Source organism: Asticcacaulis sp., from assembly GCA_024707255.1.
GTDB lineage: Bacteria > Pseudomonadota > Alphaproteobacteria > Caulobacterales > Caulobacteraceae > Asticcacaulis.
Genome location: JANQAC010000002.1, coordinates 1,362,295 through 1,377,329, shown reverse-complemented (window position 1 = coordinate 1,377,329; position 15,035 = coordinate 1,362,295). Strand labels below are relative to the sequence as shown.

Sequence of the window (15,035 nt, the reverse complement as noted above, 5' to 3'; positions counted from 1 at the left end):
GGCTATGACATTTGCAACGCACTATTAGCAGGAATTGACTTGATATTATGACGTGAAAAGACCAATTAGGGCGAGGCGAACTGTGCCCTGCATCCCCATTGAGTCTCATGGTCACTCTGATAAATCGTGTTGAAGCCGGCCCGCGTGAACTGCGTCACCCGGAAAAGCAGAACAAGCCGGATTCGCCGATCCTGAAAAAACCCGACTGGCTGCGTGTGAAAGCGCCGGGTTCCGCCGGCTATAACGAGACGCGCGGCATTGTGCGCGACGCCAAGCTGGTGACCGTATGCGAGGAAGCGGCCTGCCCGAATATCGGCGAATGCTGGTCGAAAAACCATGCCACCATCATGATCATGGGCGACACCTGTACGCGGGCGTGCGCCTTCTGCAACGTCAAAACCGGCCTGCCGCAGCCGCTGGATGCCGATGAACCGCGGCGCGTCGGCGAGACCGTCGCGCTGATGAAGCTGTCGCACGTCGTCATCACCTCTGTGGACCGCGACGATCTGAAAGATGGCGGCGCCGGACACTTCGCCGAGGTGATCCGCCAGATCCGGGCGCAATCACCCAAGACGACCATCGAAATCCTGACGCCGGACTTCCTGCGAAAGGAAGGCGCGGCCGAGATCGTCATCAACGCCAAGCCGGATGTGTTCAATCACAACCTGGAAACCGTACCGCGCAACTATCTCAAGATCCGCCCCGGCGCGCGCTATTTCCATAGCTTGCGCCTGCTGGAACGCGTGAAGGAACGCGACCCGCAGCAGTTCACCAAGTCGGGCATCATGGTCGGCCTGGGCGAAACGCGCGAAGAAGTCATGCAGGTCATGGACGACATGCGGTCTGCCGGCATTGATTTCATCACCATCGGTCAGTATCTCCAGCCGACGCGCAAGCACGCTTCTATCGATCGTTTTGTGACCCCGGACGAGTTCAAGGCGTATGAGGCCATTGCCCGCGCCAAGGGCTTCCTGATGGTGTCGTCTTCGCCACTGACCCGCTCTTCGCATCACGCTGGTGAGGATTTTGAGCGCCTGCGGGCCGCGCGCGCGGCCAAGAAATAGTCCATGACCAAGCTGCGTCTGGAGCGCGACCTGCCGTATGCGCCGGCGCAACTGTGGGAAATGGTTGGCGATGTCGAGCGGTATCCGGAGTTCATTCCGTGGATCAAGTCCCTGCGCGCTTATAACCGGGCCGTCGATGCGGATATTGTCCGTTTCGACGCCGATGTGGCGGTCGGTTTCAAGTTGCTGACCGAGCGGTTTTCGACGCGGGTAACGCGGGCCGCCGAAGCATTCCTGGTTGATTTCGATCTGATCCGCGGACCGTTTCGCAAGCTACAGGGGCGATGGACCTTTACACCTTCAGCCCTGGGCACAAAGGTGGCTTTCGATCTCGATATCGACATCAGAAATCCGATCCTTGATGCTGTTTTTAAAGCGAATTTCAACCTGGCGGTCTCCAAGTTGCTGGCGATTTTCGAGAGCCGGGCGAGGCAATTGTACGGCCCGCGCCGATAGCCGCTAAAGGCGTTGCCGCTATCATTTGAGTCCGTTAAACGCCTCAATTGACACCGGTATCATTATGGCTGGACAGGCGCCTGACAGATGGTAGGGTGCGGAAAAGAGGAAATGCCATGTCCACTCGTTTTTCCCGCCGGAACCTTTTTCAATACGTCGCCGCCCTGAGTCTTGTGACTACTGGTGCTGTGGCCGCTGACAGCGATCCGTGGGTGAAAGCAACCGATATTGCGCGCACGGTAAAGCCGCCAGTTATCCCGACACGCCGTTTTGACATCACCGATTTTGGTGCCAAAGGGGATGGTGTGACGCTGAACACGCAGGCCATTGCGGCGGCCATTGCCGCTAGCGCCGAGGCTGGTGGTGGACAAGTGTATGTGCCGGCTGGCCGGTTCCTGACCGGTGCTGTTCATCTCAAATCCGATATGGAGCTGCATCTCAGCGAAGGCGCGATCATCCTTTTCAGCACGGATTCAAAGGATTATCCGATCGTCTTCACGCGTTATGAGGGGCTGGAGGTGATGAATTATTCGCCGCTGGTCTATGCCTTCTGTGAAAGGAATATCGCCATTACCGGTTCGGGTACACTCGACGGTCAAGGGCAAGCCTGGTGGTCCTGGAGCGGCGGCGAGCGTTTTGGCTGGCGGGAAGGGATGCCGAGCCAGCGCGCCGCGCGCCTGACCCTGGCACAGATGGCCGAGGATAATATACCGGTCGAGAAACGCGTTTTCGGCGACGGCCACTATCTGCGGCCAAACCTGATTCAGACCTACAACTGCGAAAATGTGCTGATTGAAAGCGTAAAACTGCGCAATTCGCCCTGCTGGAACATCCATCCCGTTCAGTGCCACAATGTCATTGTGCGTGGCGTCGATGTCTTCGGACACGGGCCGAATAATGATGGTTGCGACCCGGAATCGGTCGATTTCATGCTGATCGAAAATTGTACCTTCGATACCGGCGATGACTGCATCGCCATCAAATCGGGCCGCAATGCCGATGGGCGCCGGTTGGCGCGGCCGTCGCAGAATATACTGATCCGCAATTGCCGCATGAAGGACGGTCACGGCGGCGTGGTGATCGGCAGCGAGATTTCCGGCGGCGTACGCTGGGTGTTCGCCGAAAACTGCCGGATGAACAGTCCTGACCTGTGGTACGCGCTGCGCTTCAAGAATAACGCCATGCGCGGCGGCGTACTTGAGAATATTTATGTCCGTGACATCAGCGTGGGCCAGGTCAGCAAGGCGATCATTACCTGTGATTTCAACTATGAAGAAGGAGCAAAAGGGGCTTACACACCGGTGCTGCGCCATGTCGTGGTCGAGCGCCTGACGGCAGACCACGCCCTGCGCGTGCTGGATTCGCAAGGCTTGCCGGGCGCGCCGGTCAGCGACATCGTCCTGCGCGATTGCCGCTTTAAAGGCGTGACCGAGGCGAGCATTGTCAGCCAAACGGACGATCTGCGCCTTGAGAATGTCCGGGTAAACGGGCTCAGGGTAGACCAGCTAGGCGCTTAAGGCATCAATCGCCCATTGCAGGGCATAGGCTACGCTTTCGGCGCGAACGGCATCGCGGCCGATATTGCCGAACTGCCGGGTACGGGTCAGTGTCTTCCCCCTATGGCTCAGGCCAAAGCAAACCATGCCGACCGGCTTTTCAGCGCTGCCGCCCGTGGGACCGGCAATGCCGGTGACGCTGAGGGCAATATCGGCGCCGGCGGTTTTCAAGGCACCTTCAGCCATCGCGGAAGCCACCTCTTCGCTGACTGCCCCGTATTGGGGGAAAAGTGCATCCGGTACACCGACCAGGGCCGTTTTGGCGGCATTGGAATAGGTGACAAAGCCGGTTTCAAACACCTCGGACGAGCCCGATATGGCGGTGATGGCGCCGGCAATCAGCCCGCCGGTGCAGCTTTCGACCGTGGTGATGGTCTTTTTCTGTGCCTTCAGCAGATCGATCAGGCGGGCGGCGAGGGCGGTGGTATCCATGAGGTTTCCAAAGAAAAAGGCGACCCGCAAGGATCGCCTTTTAAGCCTGAATTACAAGCGGAAATCAGACGCCCGGATGCAGCGGGGCATCGAGATTGGCGTTGGCGAAGTCCCAGTTGACCAGCGAGGTCAGGAAGGTCTCAATGAACTTCGGACGCAGATTCTGGTAATCGAGATAGTAGGCGTGCTCCCAGACGTCGAGCGTCAGCAGCGGCTTGTCGCCCTTGGTGAACGGGGTTTCGGCATTGCCGGTCTTGGTCACTTTCAGCTTGCCATCAGTGCCAAGCACCAACCAGGCCCAGCCCGAACCGAATTGCGTGGCACCGGCGGTCTTGAACTGTTCGACGAAGGCGTCAAACGAACCGAAATCGGCATTGATCTTTTCGGCAATCTTGCCGGTGGGCGCGCCGCCGCCATTGGGCTTCATGGATGACCAGAAGAAGGTATGGTTCCAGACCTGGGCGGAATTGTTGAACACGCCGGGGTTCTTGCCTTCCGAGGCTTTGACGATCTCGACCAGCGACAGGCCGGCAAATTCGGTGCCGTCGATCAGCTTGTTGAGGTTGTCGACATAAGCCTTGTGGTGCTTGGCGTGGTGATAGCTGAAGGTATTGGCCGACATGTGCGGCTCAAGGGCATCGGCGGGGTAGGGCAGGGCGGGGAGTTCGAAGGCCATGGAAATACCTCTTGGCTGATATGGGAGGGACGCGAACCCCCGTCATATATTCGGAGCAAAATAGGTTTTCAATAGCAGAAGGTGGTGAGAATGCTTCGCAATAAAACCCGCAACAATTCAACGGGTTTTATTGAAAAGCTAAGCCGACGGGGGTGAGCCGAAAAAGTTCAGCAATGACAGGCGATTGCCTCAGATTTCTATGCTGCAGACCGCTTGGGCTGCCAGGCCCTCGCCACGGCCTGTAAAGCCCATCTGCTCGGTCGTGGTTGCCTTGACGCTGACCCGTTCGATATTTACGCCGATGATTTCGGCGATCCGGGCGCGCATGGCTTCCCGGTGCGGCTTGATTTTCGGGCGTTCACAGATGAGCGTCACATCGACATTGACGATTTCCCCGCCCCGCTGACGGATCAGGTCGGCGGCATGTTTCAGGAAGCGGTCGGACGAAGCGCCTTTCCATTGCGGATCGGTGGGTGGGAAGTGATCGCCGATATCGCCAAGGCCGGCCGCGCCCAGCAGCGCGTCTGTCAGGGCGTGCAGTCCGGCATCGGCGTCGCTGTGGCCGATCAGGGTCTGGTCGTGGACGATCTCGATCCCGCACAGCCAGACGCTTTGACCCTCGCCCCAGCGGTGGGCATCGAAGCCCTGGCCGATCCTGATCTGTTTCATGATTTTTTCCTGGGGTTTATCCGCCATTATTAAAGCTTCGAGCAAGGCGAAATCGGCGGGATAGGTCAGCTTGTGCAGGGCCATATCGCCTTCTACAAGCGTGACGTTGATCCCGGAATGCGCTGCGACCATGGCTTCATCCGTCGGCACCTGTTCGGCCGGCCAGCGTTCGTAGGCGCGCAGAATGTCGTTCAACCGAAAAGCCTGCGGGGTCTGCGCGCGCCACAGATTGTCACGCGCCGGCGCCTCGACGATGCGGTTATGATCGCCGCGTTTCAGCGAGTCCGTCACCGGCAGAGCCAGGATCGCCGCCGGTTTGGTCTCAAGTTCGGCCAGCAAAGCATTGATATGGTGTGGTTTCAGCAATGGCCGGGCAGCGTCATGGATCAGAACGATATCGTCGCTGTCGGTCATCAGCGCCTTCAGGCCGCCCTTCACCGAATCGGCGCGCTGGGCGCCGCCGGCCACGATCCAGACGCGACCGCCATAGGCGGTCTGGGCCTGTTTAACATCTTCTGCCGGCACGACCACGACGATCTGCGTGGCGCCGGCGGCCTCGAAGGCGGCGATCGACCAGTCGAGTACCGTGCGGCCACCCAGGATCATCCATTGTTTCCGGCCGCCGGAGCGGCTGCCTGAGCCGCCGGCGACGATGACGGCGTGAAAGGGGCGTAAGTCCGTGTTCATGGCGCCTGTTTAGCGCGAAACCGAAGTGGTGCAACAGCCAGAAACTGTGTATGGGGGCGCAATGACTATAAATAATCTTCAGATCGGCGGTGTGAGGGTGCCCGGACGTGTCCTGATCGCGCCCATGACCGGGGTGTCAGACCTGCCGTTCCGCCAGATGGCGCACAAGCTCGGCGCGCCCTATGCCGCGACCGAAATGGTGGCCTGTGCTGATCTGGAGAGCGGGCGACCTGATATTGTCCGCAAGGCGCAGCTTGGCGAGCATGACGGATTGAAGATTGTCCAGTTGGTCGGCCGCGATCCGGCGCATATCGCGCGCGGCGCCGAACTGGCGGAAGCCTCAGGCGCCCACATCATCGATCTCAATTTCGGCTGCCCGGCAAAGGAAGTGACCGGCGTGCTGTGCGGTTCGGCCCTGATGCGCGATCTTGACCAGGCCGAACGCATCATGACGGCTGCCTTGCAGGCCACCTCGCGGCCGGTAACGGTCAAGATGCGCCTGGGGTGGGATGACAAACATAATGCCGCCGAACTGGCCATGCGAGCCGAAAAGCTGGGCATTGCCGCCCTGACGATTCATGGCCGCACACGCCAGCAGTTCTACAAGGGCGAGGCCAACTGGCAGGCTGTGGCTGTGGTGAAGCAGGCTGTCGCCATCCCGGTCATCGTCAATGGCGATATTATCGGTCTGGAGAGCGCGAAAACGGCGCTGGCGCAATCGGGTGCGGATGGCGTGATGATCGGCCGCGGCATTTACGGGCGGCCCTGGTTCGCGCGCGATTTGAACCAGGCGCTGAATAATGATGAGGCTTTGCCGACGATAACCTTGAACGAAAGAGCGGACCTACTGATCGAACACATGCAGGCGTCCATGCTGTTTTACGGCGATGTATTGGGCCTTCGCATGTTCAAGAAGCATCTGGGCGCCTATATCGAAGCCTCGACCCATGATCCGGACCCACTGGTCCGTCGTCAGGACAAGGCGCGCCTGTGTCGCATGGAGGACGCCGGCGCCATTGAAACGGCGGTTCGCACCCTGATGGCGGCCTGATTTTCAGCATTAAATAATTGTGATATTTGCAACATTGCTGTTGATATTCGGACACAGTAGTGCGCAAATGTCACTCTATTGTGGTTGAAAGCTATAGTCTTGAAGGACGCATCGGCAAAACGGCGATGGTTGCACATATTTGTGCGCAGCCTGAAAACGCTCCGCTCGACGAGCTTGCAGAAGCTTGCCCTGGCGGTGGGTTATGGCGCGTCCATGTTGACGACCGCTTTCATTGTCTGGCTTATCATTGCCAGCCCCGGCACAGGGCTCACGGTCAAGGGGCCGGTGGGCAATACGGCTGATTACCTGCTGATCCTGATATTCCTCAACCTGGCGCTTTTGCTGGGTTTGATATTCTTTGTCGTCCGCCGGGTGATTACCATTGCCCGCAGCCGTGGCGCCGATGCTGGCGCGCGGCTGCACCTGCGTTTTGTGTTCCTCTTTTCGCTGGCGGCAGTGACGCCGGCCATTATCGTGGCCCTGTCCTTTACTTTCCTCAACCGCGGCATCGACACCTGGTTTTCCGACCGGGTCCAGACGTCCGTCGAGAATGGTTACGATCTGGCGGGTGTCTACCTGAAGGAAGCTATGCGTACCTCCGGCGTGGCCATGAAAACGGTGCAACTTCGCGTCGAAAGCCCGGAAGGGCGTGCGCTTTTCCCCGATCGACTGGCTTTTTCCGTGGGGCTGAAGAAGATTCTGGAGGAGGAGAGCGGTGAATTGACCGCGATCTATATCATCGACCGCACAGGGCAGGTGTTGGCACGCGCGGAATCGCCGACCGCGCCAGTCTATATGGCGCCGCCCTCTGACGTCATCCAGGACGTGGCTGCCACGGGGCCGAAAGCCTATCCCTACGGTAACCCTGATGCGATCCGGCTGCTCTATTCACTCGATGATTATAATGGCGCCATGCTTTACGGCATCAAACCGCTGCCCACGGGCATATATGCCAAGATCCAGACCGCCAACCAGGCGATCAATGATTACCGTGAGACGACCAATAAGAAGATCCGCGCTCAGGGCATCTTTTTCATGGCTTATCTGGAGGCTGTGCTGCTGGTGCTGATCGGCGCCATCTGGGGCGGAACCTCTGCGGCGGAAAGCATTGCTGTCCCAGTGGCGCGGTTGGTGCAGGCGGCCGACAAGGTGGCCGGCGGCGACCTGAATGCGCGGGTCATGACGGTCAAGCAATCCGAGGATATCGCCGTATTGTCGCGCGCCTTTAACCGCATGACCTCGGACCTGCAAAGCCAGCAGGCGGCGCTCAAATCGGCGGGCGAGGAAGCGGAGAGCCGGCGGCGCTTCATCGAAACCGTGCTGTCGGAAATCAGTGCCGGTATTGTCGGCATCGATGTGCTGGAGCACGTCTCGGCCATCAATCGCCATGCCGCCCATTTCCTGAGCATCCCGTCTGAGGATGCGCTTGGTGTTAATATTCGTGAATTAGCCCCTGAAATCGCTGAGCTTATTGATAAGGCGTCTGTCCATCGCGTGGAGGAGCAGGAGGTTGACCTGGTCCGCAAGGGCGAGACCCGTCGTGTCCGCGTGCGCATCTCGGCGCTGGAAACCGGCGGCGCGGTTCTGACCTTCGATGACATCACGCGCCTGATCGCCGCCCAGCGTAACGCCGCCTGGAAGGACGTCGCGCGACGGATCGCCCACGAGATCAAGAACCCTCTGACGCCGATCCAGCTTTCGGCCGAACGCATCCGCAAGAAATACCGGCCGCAGATCGAAACCGACATCGATACCTTTGATCGCCTGACCGATACGATTGTCAGGCAGGTGGGCGACATCGGCCGCATGGTCGATGAATTTTCGTCTTTTGCCCGGATGCCGGCGCCCAATTTTGCCGAGGAAGACGCAGCGGAAATGGTCCGCGCGGCGGTCTTTGCCCAGCGGTGGGCGCGGCCGGACATCAGTATAGAAATTATCGAACCTCTGCCGGAATTGCGGGTTGTCTGCGATGGGCGGATGCTCAGCCAGGCCCTCGGCAATGTGCTGAAGAACGGTGGCGAGGCGATTTCCTCACGCCTGATGCGGGATCGCGGCACCGACGAGGTTGATCCGGCTGAGGGCATTGTCGGCCATCTGCGGGTGGAGATGTCTCAGCAGGAGGGAGAACTGGTCATCGAGGTCGAGGATGACGGTATCGGCCTGCCGGAAAAGGACCGCGACCGGTTGACCGAACCCTATGTGACCACACGGGAAAAGGGAACGGGCCTCGGCCCGGCCATAGTAAAGCGTATTCTCGAAGACCACGGCGGTGAGTTTTATCTCAACGACGCGGTCCATTTAAGCGGCGCGCGGGCTGTCCTGCGTCTGCCGCGTATGCAGGCGGGGCAAAGCCCGGCTGCGAATGAGGCTCCGGCAAGCGGGCCCAAGATGATGAGGGTGTAAGTGATGAAAGTCTCTTCTGGCGTTGATATTCTGGTTGTTGATGACGAGGCCGATATCCGCGAACTGATCGCGGGCATCCTGGAGGATGAAGGCTATTCGGTGCGGACGGCGGCCGATTCCAATTCGGCCCTGCGGGCGATCAAGGCGCGCAAGCCCAGCCTGTGCGTGCTCGATATCTGGATGCAGGGCGGCGGGCTGGATGGTCTGGAACTGCTCAGTGTCATTCATGAGCTTGATCCGGATATTCCGGCCATCATGATTTCCGGCCATGGCAACATCGAAACCGCCGTGACCGCAATCAAGAAAGGCGCTTTCGATTTCATCGAAAAGCCTTTCAAAACAGAGCGCCTGATCATGGTTGTTCAGAGAGCGCTTGAACTGACCAGTCTGCGCCGAGAAAACAAGCGCCTGCGCAGCCAAGCCGTCGTGCCGGACGGACTGATCGGTAACTCTGCGGCGGCGCAATTGCTGCGGTCGACCATCGCCAAGGTGGCGCCGGCTAATTCACGCATCATGATTTCCGGGCCGGCTGGTTCCGGCAAGGAGTTGGTGGCGCGGATGATCCACGAGGTCAGCCCGCGCGCCAAGTGTGAGTTCGTGCCAATTTCGGCGGCGGGCATGACGCCGGAACGCCTTGATGTTGAACTGTTCGGTGAAGAAGGCGAGGGCGGTCGTCCGCGCAAGATCGGCGTGTTCGAGCGTGCCCACGGCGGCACCCTGTTCCTTGACGAAGTGGCGGATATGCCGCCGGAAAGCCAGAGTCGCATCCTGCGGGTGCTGGTCGAGCAACGCTTTACCCGTGTCGGCGGCGCCCAGGACGTGCAGGTCGATGTGCGGGTCATTTCCTCGACCTCGAAGGATCTGTCGTCCGAAATCGCCGCCGGGCGTTTCCGCGAAGACCTGTTCCATCGCCTGAACGTGGTGCCGGTGCGGGTGCCCGGCCTGAGCGAACGACGCGGCGATATCGCCGAACTGGTGCAGTATTTCATCGATCGCATCAGCGCGGCGCAGGGGTTGCCGAAGCGCATCCTCAGCGAAGACGCCATGGCGACGCTCCAGGTCCATGAATGGCCGGGCAATGTCAGGCAGTTGCGCAACAATATCGAACGCCTGCTGATCCTGGCTTCCGGCAACCCGAACGAGCCGATCACCGCGCACATGCTGCCGTCGGAAGTGGTGGAATCGGCAACTGCCGGCGCCATCCGGCCGGAGCGGATCATCGCCCTGCCGCTGCGAGATGCGCGGGAAGTCTTCGAGCGTGAATACCTGTCGTCACAGATCGTGCGTTTCGGCGGCAATATTTCGCGTACGGCCAATTTCATAGGCATGGAACGCTCGGCGCTTCACCGCAAGCTGAAGAGTCTCGGCCTGGCGCATATACGTGCCGATGAGGATGAGGTCTAAGCCGTAATGCCGAGAATTGCTTATGTTAATGGCGTTTATGTGCGCACCAGCGAAGCCGCCGTTTCCATAGAGGATCGCGGCTATCAGTTTGCAGATGCCGTCTATGAGGTCTGGTCGGTTTTCGACGGTCGTCTGGCCGATCTCACCGGTCACCTGAACCGGCTAGAGAGGTCTTTGTCGGAACTGCAGATCGCCATGCCGATGCCGCGCACATCTCTGCTGGTCGTTTTGAACGAGGTGGTGCGCCGCAATCGCATCCGCGAAGGCCTGGTCTATCTCCAGATCAGCCGGGGCGTGGCGCCGCGCGACCATGTGTTTCCGGTAAATATCCGCCCATCCGTGGTGATTACCGCCAGACCGGTCGACCGTGAGGCCGCCGCCCGCAAGGCTGCCGCTGGTATCAAGGCGATCAGCGCGCCGGATATTCGCTGGGGGCGTTGCGATATCAAGACGGTGGGCCTGTTGCCCAATGTGCTGGCCAAGCAGACCGCGAAAGAGCAGGGTGCGGGCGAGGTTATTTTCGTGGATGGCGACGGCGTCGTTACCGAGGGCGGCTCGACCAATGTGTACATCGTGGTTGATGGGATGATCAAAACCCGCAGCCTGACGGCCAATATCCTGGCGGGCGTCACGCGGCTCAACCTGCTGCCTCTGGTCGCTGACAGCGGAATCGAACTGCGGGAAGAAAGCTTCACTCTGGATGAGGCCAAGGCGGCTTCGGAAGTCTTTATCACGGCCGCCACCAGTCTCGTCATGCCGATTGTCGCCATAAACGATCACATGATTGGTGATGGCAAACCCGGCCCAATCGCTTGTGCGCTAAGGGAAGTCTATATCGAACGCGCCCGCGCATCGGCAGGTGTGTAAAATAATTTTATCGGCGTATGGTTGAAAAAGACCTGGAATCTTTGCATAAATAGAGACTTATTGTCTGTGTGAGGGGTATTGTGCCCCTCAAATTTTAAACGAGAAGGGCCGACAATGTCCCACGATAAGAAACAAAACCTGCAGGATACGTTCCTTAACAGCGTCCGCAAAACCAAGACCCCCCTGACCATCTTCCTGATCAACGGCGTCAAGCTGCAAGGCATTGTGAGCTGGTTTGACAATTTCTGTGTCCTCCTGCGCCGTGACGGTCAATCGCAACTGGTCTACAAGCACGCGATCTCAACCATCATGCCTGCCGCGCCGGTCCAGCTTTACGAGCAAGAAGAAGACCTTGACGACTAAGACCCATCAGGGATTTGTTGCTTGAGCGATCGTTTTCATGACAACGCGCCGGAAATCGTGCGCGCTGTCGTTGTTGATCCCGATATAGATGTGCATGTGCGCGCGGGCGGAGAAAATCCGCCTGCGCGCCGGTACGAAGACTCACGGCTAGAAGAAGCCGTGGGCCTGGCCATGGCGCTCGATCTGGAGATTGTAGGCACAATGAGCGTGCGTGTGCGCAAGCTCAATCCGGCCACTCTCTTCGGGGAGGGAAAGGTGTCGGAAATCAAGGCGCTGTGCGAGGAAGCTGAAGTATCTTTGTGCGTCGTCAATGGCTCCCTGACGCCGATCCAGCAGCGCAATCTCGAAAAGAAGCTTGAGGTCAAGGTGGTCGATCGCACCGGCCTGATCCTCGAAATCTTCGGACGTCGCGCCCGCACCGGTGAAGGCAAGCTTCAGGTCGAACTGGCGCGGCTGGAATATGAGCGCTCACGGCTTGTGCGCACTTGGACCCACCTGGAACGTCAGCGCGCCACCGGCACCACCGGCGGTCCCGGCGAAACCCAGATCGAACTCGACCGCCGCATGATCGCCGACAAGATCAAGCAGTTGAAGTCCGAACTGGAAGAGGTGCGGCGCACGCGTGGCCTGCATCGCAGCCAGCGCAAGAAGGTGCCGTATCCGATCGTGGCGCTGGTCGGCTATACCAATGCCGGCAAGTCGACCCTGTTCAATAATCTCACGAAATCAGAGGTTTTTGCCAAGGACTTATTGTTCGCCACGCTCGATACCACCCTGCGCTCGCTCAAGCTGCCGAATGGCCGTTCGGCGATATTGTCAGATACGGTCGGGTTTATTTCCGACCTGCCACACGAACTGGTGGCGGCCTTTAGGGCTACGCTTGAAGAGGTGGAACAGGCCGATCTGATCCTGCATGTCCGCGATGTCTCCAATCCGGAAACCGAGGCGCAGAAGAAGGATGTCGAGCAGGTCATGGCGCATATCCTGCCGGATCTGGACCGCTCGCGCATGGTTGAGGTGTGGAACAAGATCGACCTGCTGGACGATGAAACCAAGGATATTCTGTATGCGCGCGCTGTTACCGATCGCGCCAATAACAAGCCTTTGATGGTTTCGGCCATCACCGGCGAGGGGGTAACCGCGCTGCTGAGCCAGGTCGCCTTACTGGTCGATGCCGAAGGCGAGGAGCTTGATCTCACGCTTGAACCGCATCAGGGGGATGTCATCGCTTTCCTTTATCAGCATGGCCGCGTTCTTGGCCGCCATGAGGATGAAGAGGGGCGCGTCCATCTGCGCGTCAAGTTGAGCGATCAGGCTTACGGCCGTTATGAGAAAATGATCGGCGGCTGATGAAATTGTCATGACAGAGCTTGTAATGGACATCACTCGGGCGTAAATGGTTAGCCTTCTAACTATTAGCCGCCTCATCATGTCTGCCGAAGAACGCTTTTCCAATGCCCTGCATACGACCGCCCGCATCTGGCGGCTGGCGCTCGATCGTCGCCTGAAGGATCTGGGCGTGTCCCAGGCCGGCTGGCTCAGCATTGCCTATATCGCCAAGGCGAAAGCGCCGCTGTCGCAAGTGGAACTGGCCACACTGGTTCAGGTGGAGGCGGCCACCATGGTCTCGACGATCGATCGCCTGGAAAAGGCCGGCTTGGTGCAGAGGCTACCGTCTGAAAGCGACCGGCGGGTCAAATTGCTGGTCGTAACGGCGGAAGGACAGGCCATCTACGAACAGGTGCGCGCCAGGGCCGATGACTTGCGCCGCGAACTGATCGGCAGGATCGACCCCGAAAAAATCGTCGTTGCCACGTCTGTTCTGGAAGAATTACAAGACCTTATAGAGAATTCCTGATGAGTACCGCTTCCCCGGCTTCTGGTGCGCCGATCAACCGCACCATGATCACCATTTCGATCATGCTGGCGACGATCATCCAGGCGATCGACGGAACGATTGCCAATGTGGCCTTGCCGCACATGCAGGGCAGCCTCAACGCCTCGTCCGACCAGATTACCTGGGTACTGACCTCATTCATCGTGGCCGCCGCCATCGCTACGCCGCTGACCGGCTGGCTGAGCGATCGTTTCGGGCTGAAGAACGTCTTTCTGGTTTCGATTGCCGGTTTTACCGTGGCTTCAATGCTGTGCGGCATCGCCGGCAATTTGTCGGAAATCGTTCTGGCGCGTTTGCTGCAAGGCATATTCGGCGCAGCTCTGGTGCCGCTGTCGCAATCGACCCTGCTTGATATCAACCCGCGCGAAAAGCATGGGTCCGCCATGGCGGTCTGGGGAATGGGCGTGATGGTTGGGCCGATCCTGGGACCGACGCTCGGTGGCTGGCTGACCGACGCCTATGACTGGCGCTGGTGCTTCTTCATCAATGTGCCGATCGGCGCGGCAGCCTTTTTCGGCATCTGGAAATACATTCCGCACACCATCGCAAAACGCAGCATTCGTTTCGATGTCTTCGGCTTTGCGGCGCTCAGCCTGGCCATCGGCGCCCTGCAAATGCTGCTCGACCGCGGGCAGTCGAATGACTGGTTCTCCTCATCGGAAACCTGGATCGAGGCGATCATCGTCTTTATCAGCCTGGGCTGCTTTATTATCCACACAGCGACGCGTCCGGCCGGACAGACATTCCTTGATTATAGGCTGCTCTATAACCGCAATTTCGTCACCGGCCTGTTGTTCATCTTCATCGTCGGCATGGTGCTCTTCGCCACGCGCGCGCTGATGCCCTCCATGTTGCAGGGGCTGATGCAGTATTCGGCCATGACCGCCGGTATCGTCACAGCGCCGAGCGGTCTTGGCACCATGCTGGCCATGCTGGTGGTCGGGCGAATGGTCGGCAAGGTCGACCTGCGCCTGATCCTGGCGGCCGGTTTTGGTCTGACAGCGATTTCGCTGGCGTGGATGTGTACCTATACGATCATGCTGTCGCAGCATGATATCATCTGGCCGGGAATCATTCAGGGCATTGGTATGGGGCTGGTGTTCGTGCCGCTATCCGCCGCCACCTTCGCAACGCTTGCGCCAAACCTGCGGCCGGAAGGCACGGCCATCTACAGCCTGGTGCGTAATATTGGATCCAGTATCGGTATCGCCATGGTTCAGGCATTGCAGGTCGCCAATACGCAAAAGGCCCATGCCGGCATTGTGGACAGTCTGAATGGCGGCAATGGGCCGCTGATGGGCAGCAGTTATGGCCAGAGCCAGCTTGGACTGGAGGCGCTTAATGCCGAGGTCAATCGCCAGGCCAGCATGATCGCCTATGTCGATAATTTCTGGTTGATGTTCATTCTGTGCCTGCTATCCATGCCGCTTCTGCTGCTGATCGCCGCGCCGAAAAAGAAGCTGTCGCAGGAAGAGATGGAGCACGACCAATTGGCAGCTATGGAGTAGGC

Annotated in this window: 14 protein-coding genes; 11 read left to right on the top strand and 3 right to left on the bottom strand. The window is 59.1% G+C overall.

The annotated features are described in order from the left end of the window. Positions 1-107: 107 nt before the first annotated feature. From lipA to NVV72_17795, 3 genes are all read left to right on the top strand, one after another. The gene (lipA, locus tag NVV72_17805; protein ID MCR6661084.1) at positions 108-1,064 is read left to right on the top strand and encodes a lipoyl synthase; all 957 of its coding nucleotides are present in this window, start codon (positions 108-110) and stop codon (positions 1,062-1,064) included. 3 nt (positions 1,065-1,067) lie between these two features. Further along, complete coding sequence (locus NVV72_17800) at positions 1,068-1,520, top strand: SRPBCC family protein (GenBank protein ID MCR6661083.1); 453 nt, start codon at positions 1,068-1,070, stop codon at positions 1,518-1,520. Positions 1,521-1,636: 116 nt separating this feature from the next. Continuing rightward, positions 1,637-3,037 (top strand): glycoside hydrolase family 28 protein, encoded by a 1,401-nt coding sequence (locus NVV72_17795; GenBank protein MCR6661082.1) that lies wholly within the window; start codon positions 1,637-1,639, stop codon positions 3,035-3,037. Here NVV72_17795 and NVV72_17790 read toward each other — a convergent pair. From NVV72_17790 to NVV72_17780, 3 genes are all read right to left on the bottom strand, one after another. Next, positions 3,026-3,508 (bottom strand): CinA family protein, encoded by a 483-nt coding sequence (locus NVV72_17790; protein ID MCR6661081.1) that lies wholly within the window; start codon positions 3,506-3,508, stop codon positions 3,026-3,028. The genes NVV72_17795 and NVV72_17790 overlap by 12 nt on opposite strands. A 64-nt stretch (positions 3,509-3,572) precedes the next feature. After that, entirely contained in the window at positions 3,573-4,184 is a 612-nt protein-coding gene (locus NVV72_17785) for a superoxide dismutase (protein MCR6661080.1), read from the bottom strand. A 189-nt stretch (positions 4,185-4,373) separates the two neighbouring features. Then, positions 4,374-5,540: a bifunctional 2-C-methyl-D-erythritol 4-phosphate cytidylyltransferase/2-C-methyl-D-erythritol 2,4-cyclodiphosphate synthase gene (locus tag NVV72_17780; protein ID MCR6661079.1), complete on the bottom strand. Its 1,167-nt coding sequence runs from the start codon at positions 5,538-5,540 to the stop codon at positions 4,374-4,376. Positions 5,541-5,601: 61 nt separating this feature from the next. Between NVV72_17780 and dusB the strand changes: the two genes are divergently transcribed. The 8 genes from dusB (at position 5,602) to NVV72_17740 (ending at position 15,033) form a co-directional block, all read left to right on the top strand. Then, the gene (gene dusB / locus NVV72_17775) at positions 5,602-6,591 is read left to right on the top strand and encodes a tRNA dihydrouridine synthase DusB (protein ID MCR6661078.1); all 990 of its coding nucleotides are present in this window, start codon (positions 5,602-5,604) and stop codon (positions 6,589-6,591) included. A 141-nt stretch (positions 6,592-6,732) separates the two neighbouring features. Beyond that, on the top strand, positions 6,733-8,994 hold the full coding sequence (locus NVV72_17770; protein ID MCR6661077.1) for a PAS domain-containing sensor histidine kinase: 2,262 nt from the start codon (positions 6,733-6,735) through the stop codon (positions 8,992-8,994). Between the two features lie 3 nt (positions 8,995-8,997). Continuing rightward, positions 8,998-10,398, top strand: coding sequence for a sigma-54 dependent transcriptional regulator (locus NVV72_17765; GenBank protein ID MCR6661076.1), 1,401 nt, complete (start codon positions 8,998-9,000; stop codon positions 10,396-10,398). Positions 10,399-10,404: 6 nt separating this feature from the next. After that, entirely contained in the window at positions 10,405-11,265 is an 861-nt protein-coding gene (locus tag NVV72_17760; protein ID MCR6661075.1) for a D-amino-acid transaminase, read from the top strand. Between the two features lie 114 nt (positions 11,266-11,379). Further along, positions 11,380-11,628 carry an RNA chaperone Hfq gene (gene hfq, locus NVV72_17755; GenBank protein ID MCR6661074.1) on the top strand — a complete coding sequence of 83 codons (249 nt, stop codon included), beginning with the start codon at positions 11,380-11,382 and terminating at the stop codon, positions 11,626-11,628. Between the two features lie 21 nt (positions 11,629-11,649). Next, positions 11,650-12,978: a GTPase HflX gene (gene hflX, locus NVV72_17750; GenBank protein MCR6661073.1), complete on the top strand. Its 1,329-nt coding sequence runs from the start codon at positions 11,650-11,652 to the stop codon at positions 12,976-12,978. Between the two features lie 79 nt (positions 12,979-13,057). Beyond that, entirely contained in the window at positions 13,058-13,486 is a 429-nt protein-coding gene (locus NVV72_17745; GenBank protein ID MCR6661072.1) for a MarR family transcriptional regulator, read from the top strand. Next, positions 13,486-15,033 (top strand): DHA2 family efflux MFS transporter permease subunit, encoded by a 1,548-nt coding sequence (locus tag NVV72_17740; GenBank protein ID MCR6661071.1) that lies wholly within the window; start codon positions 13,486-13,488, stop codon positions 15,031-15,033. The genes NVV72_17745 and NVV72_17740 overlap by 1 nt, the downstream gene beginning before the upstream one ends. Positions 15,034-15,035 lie beyond the last annotated feature (2 nt).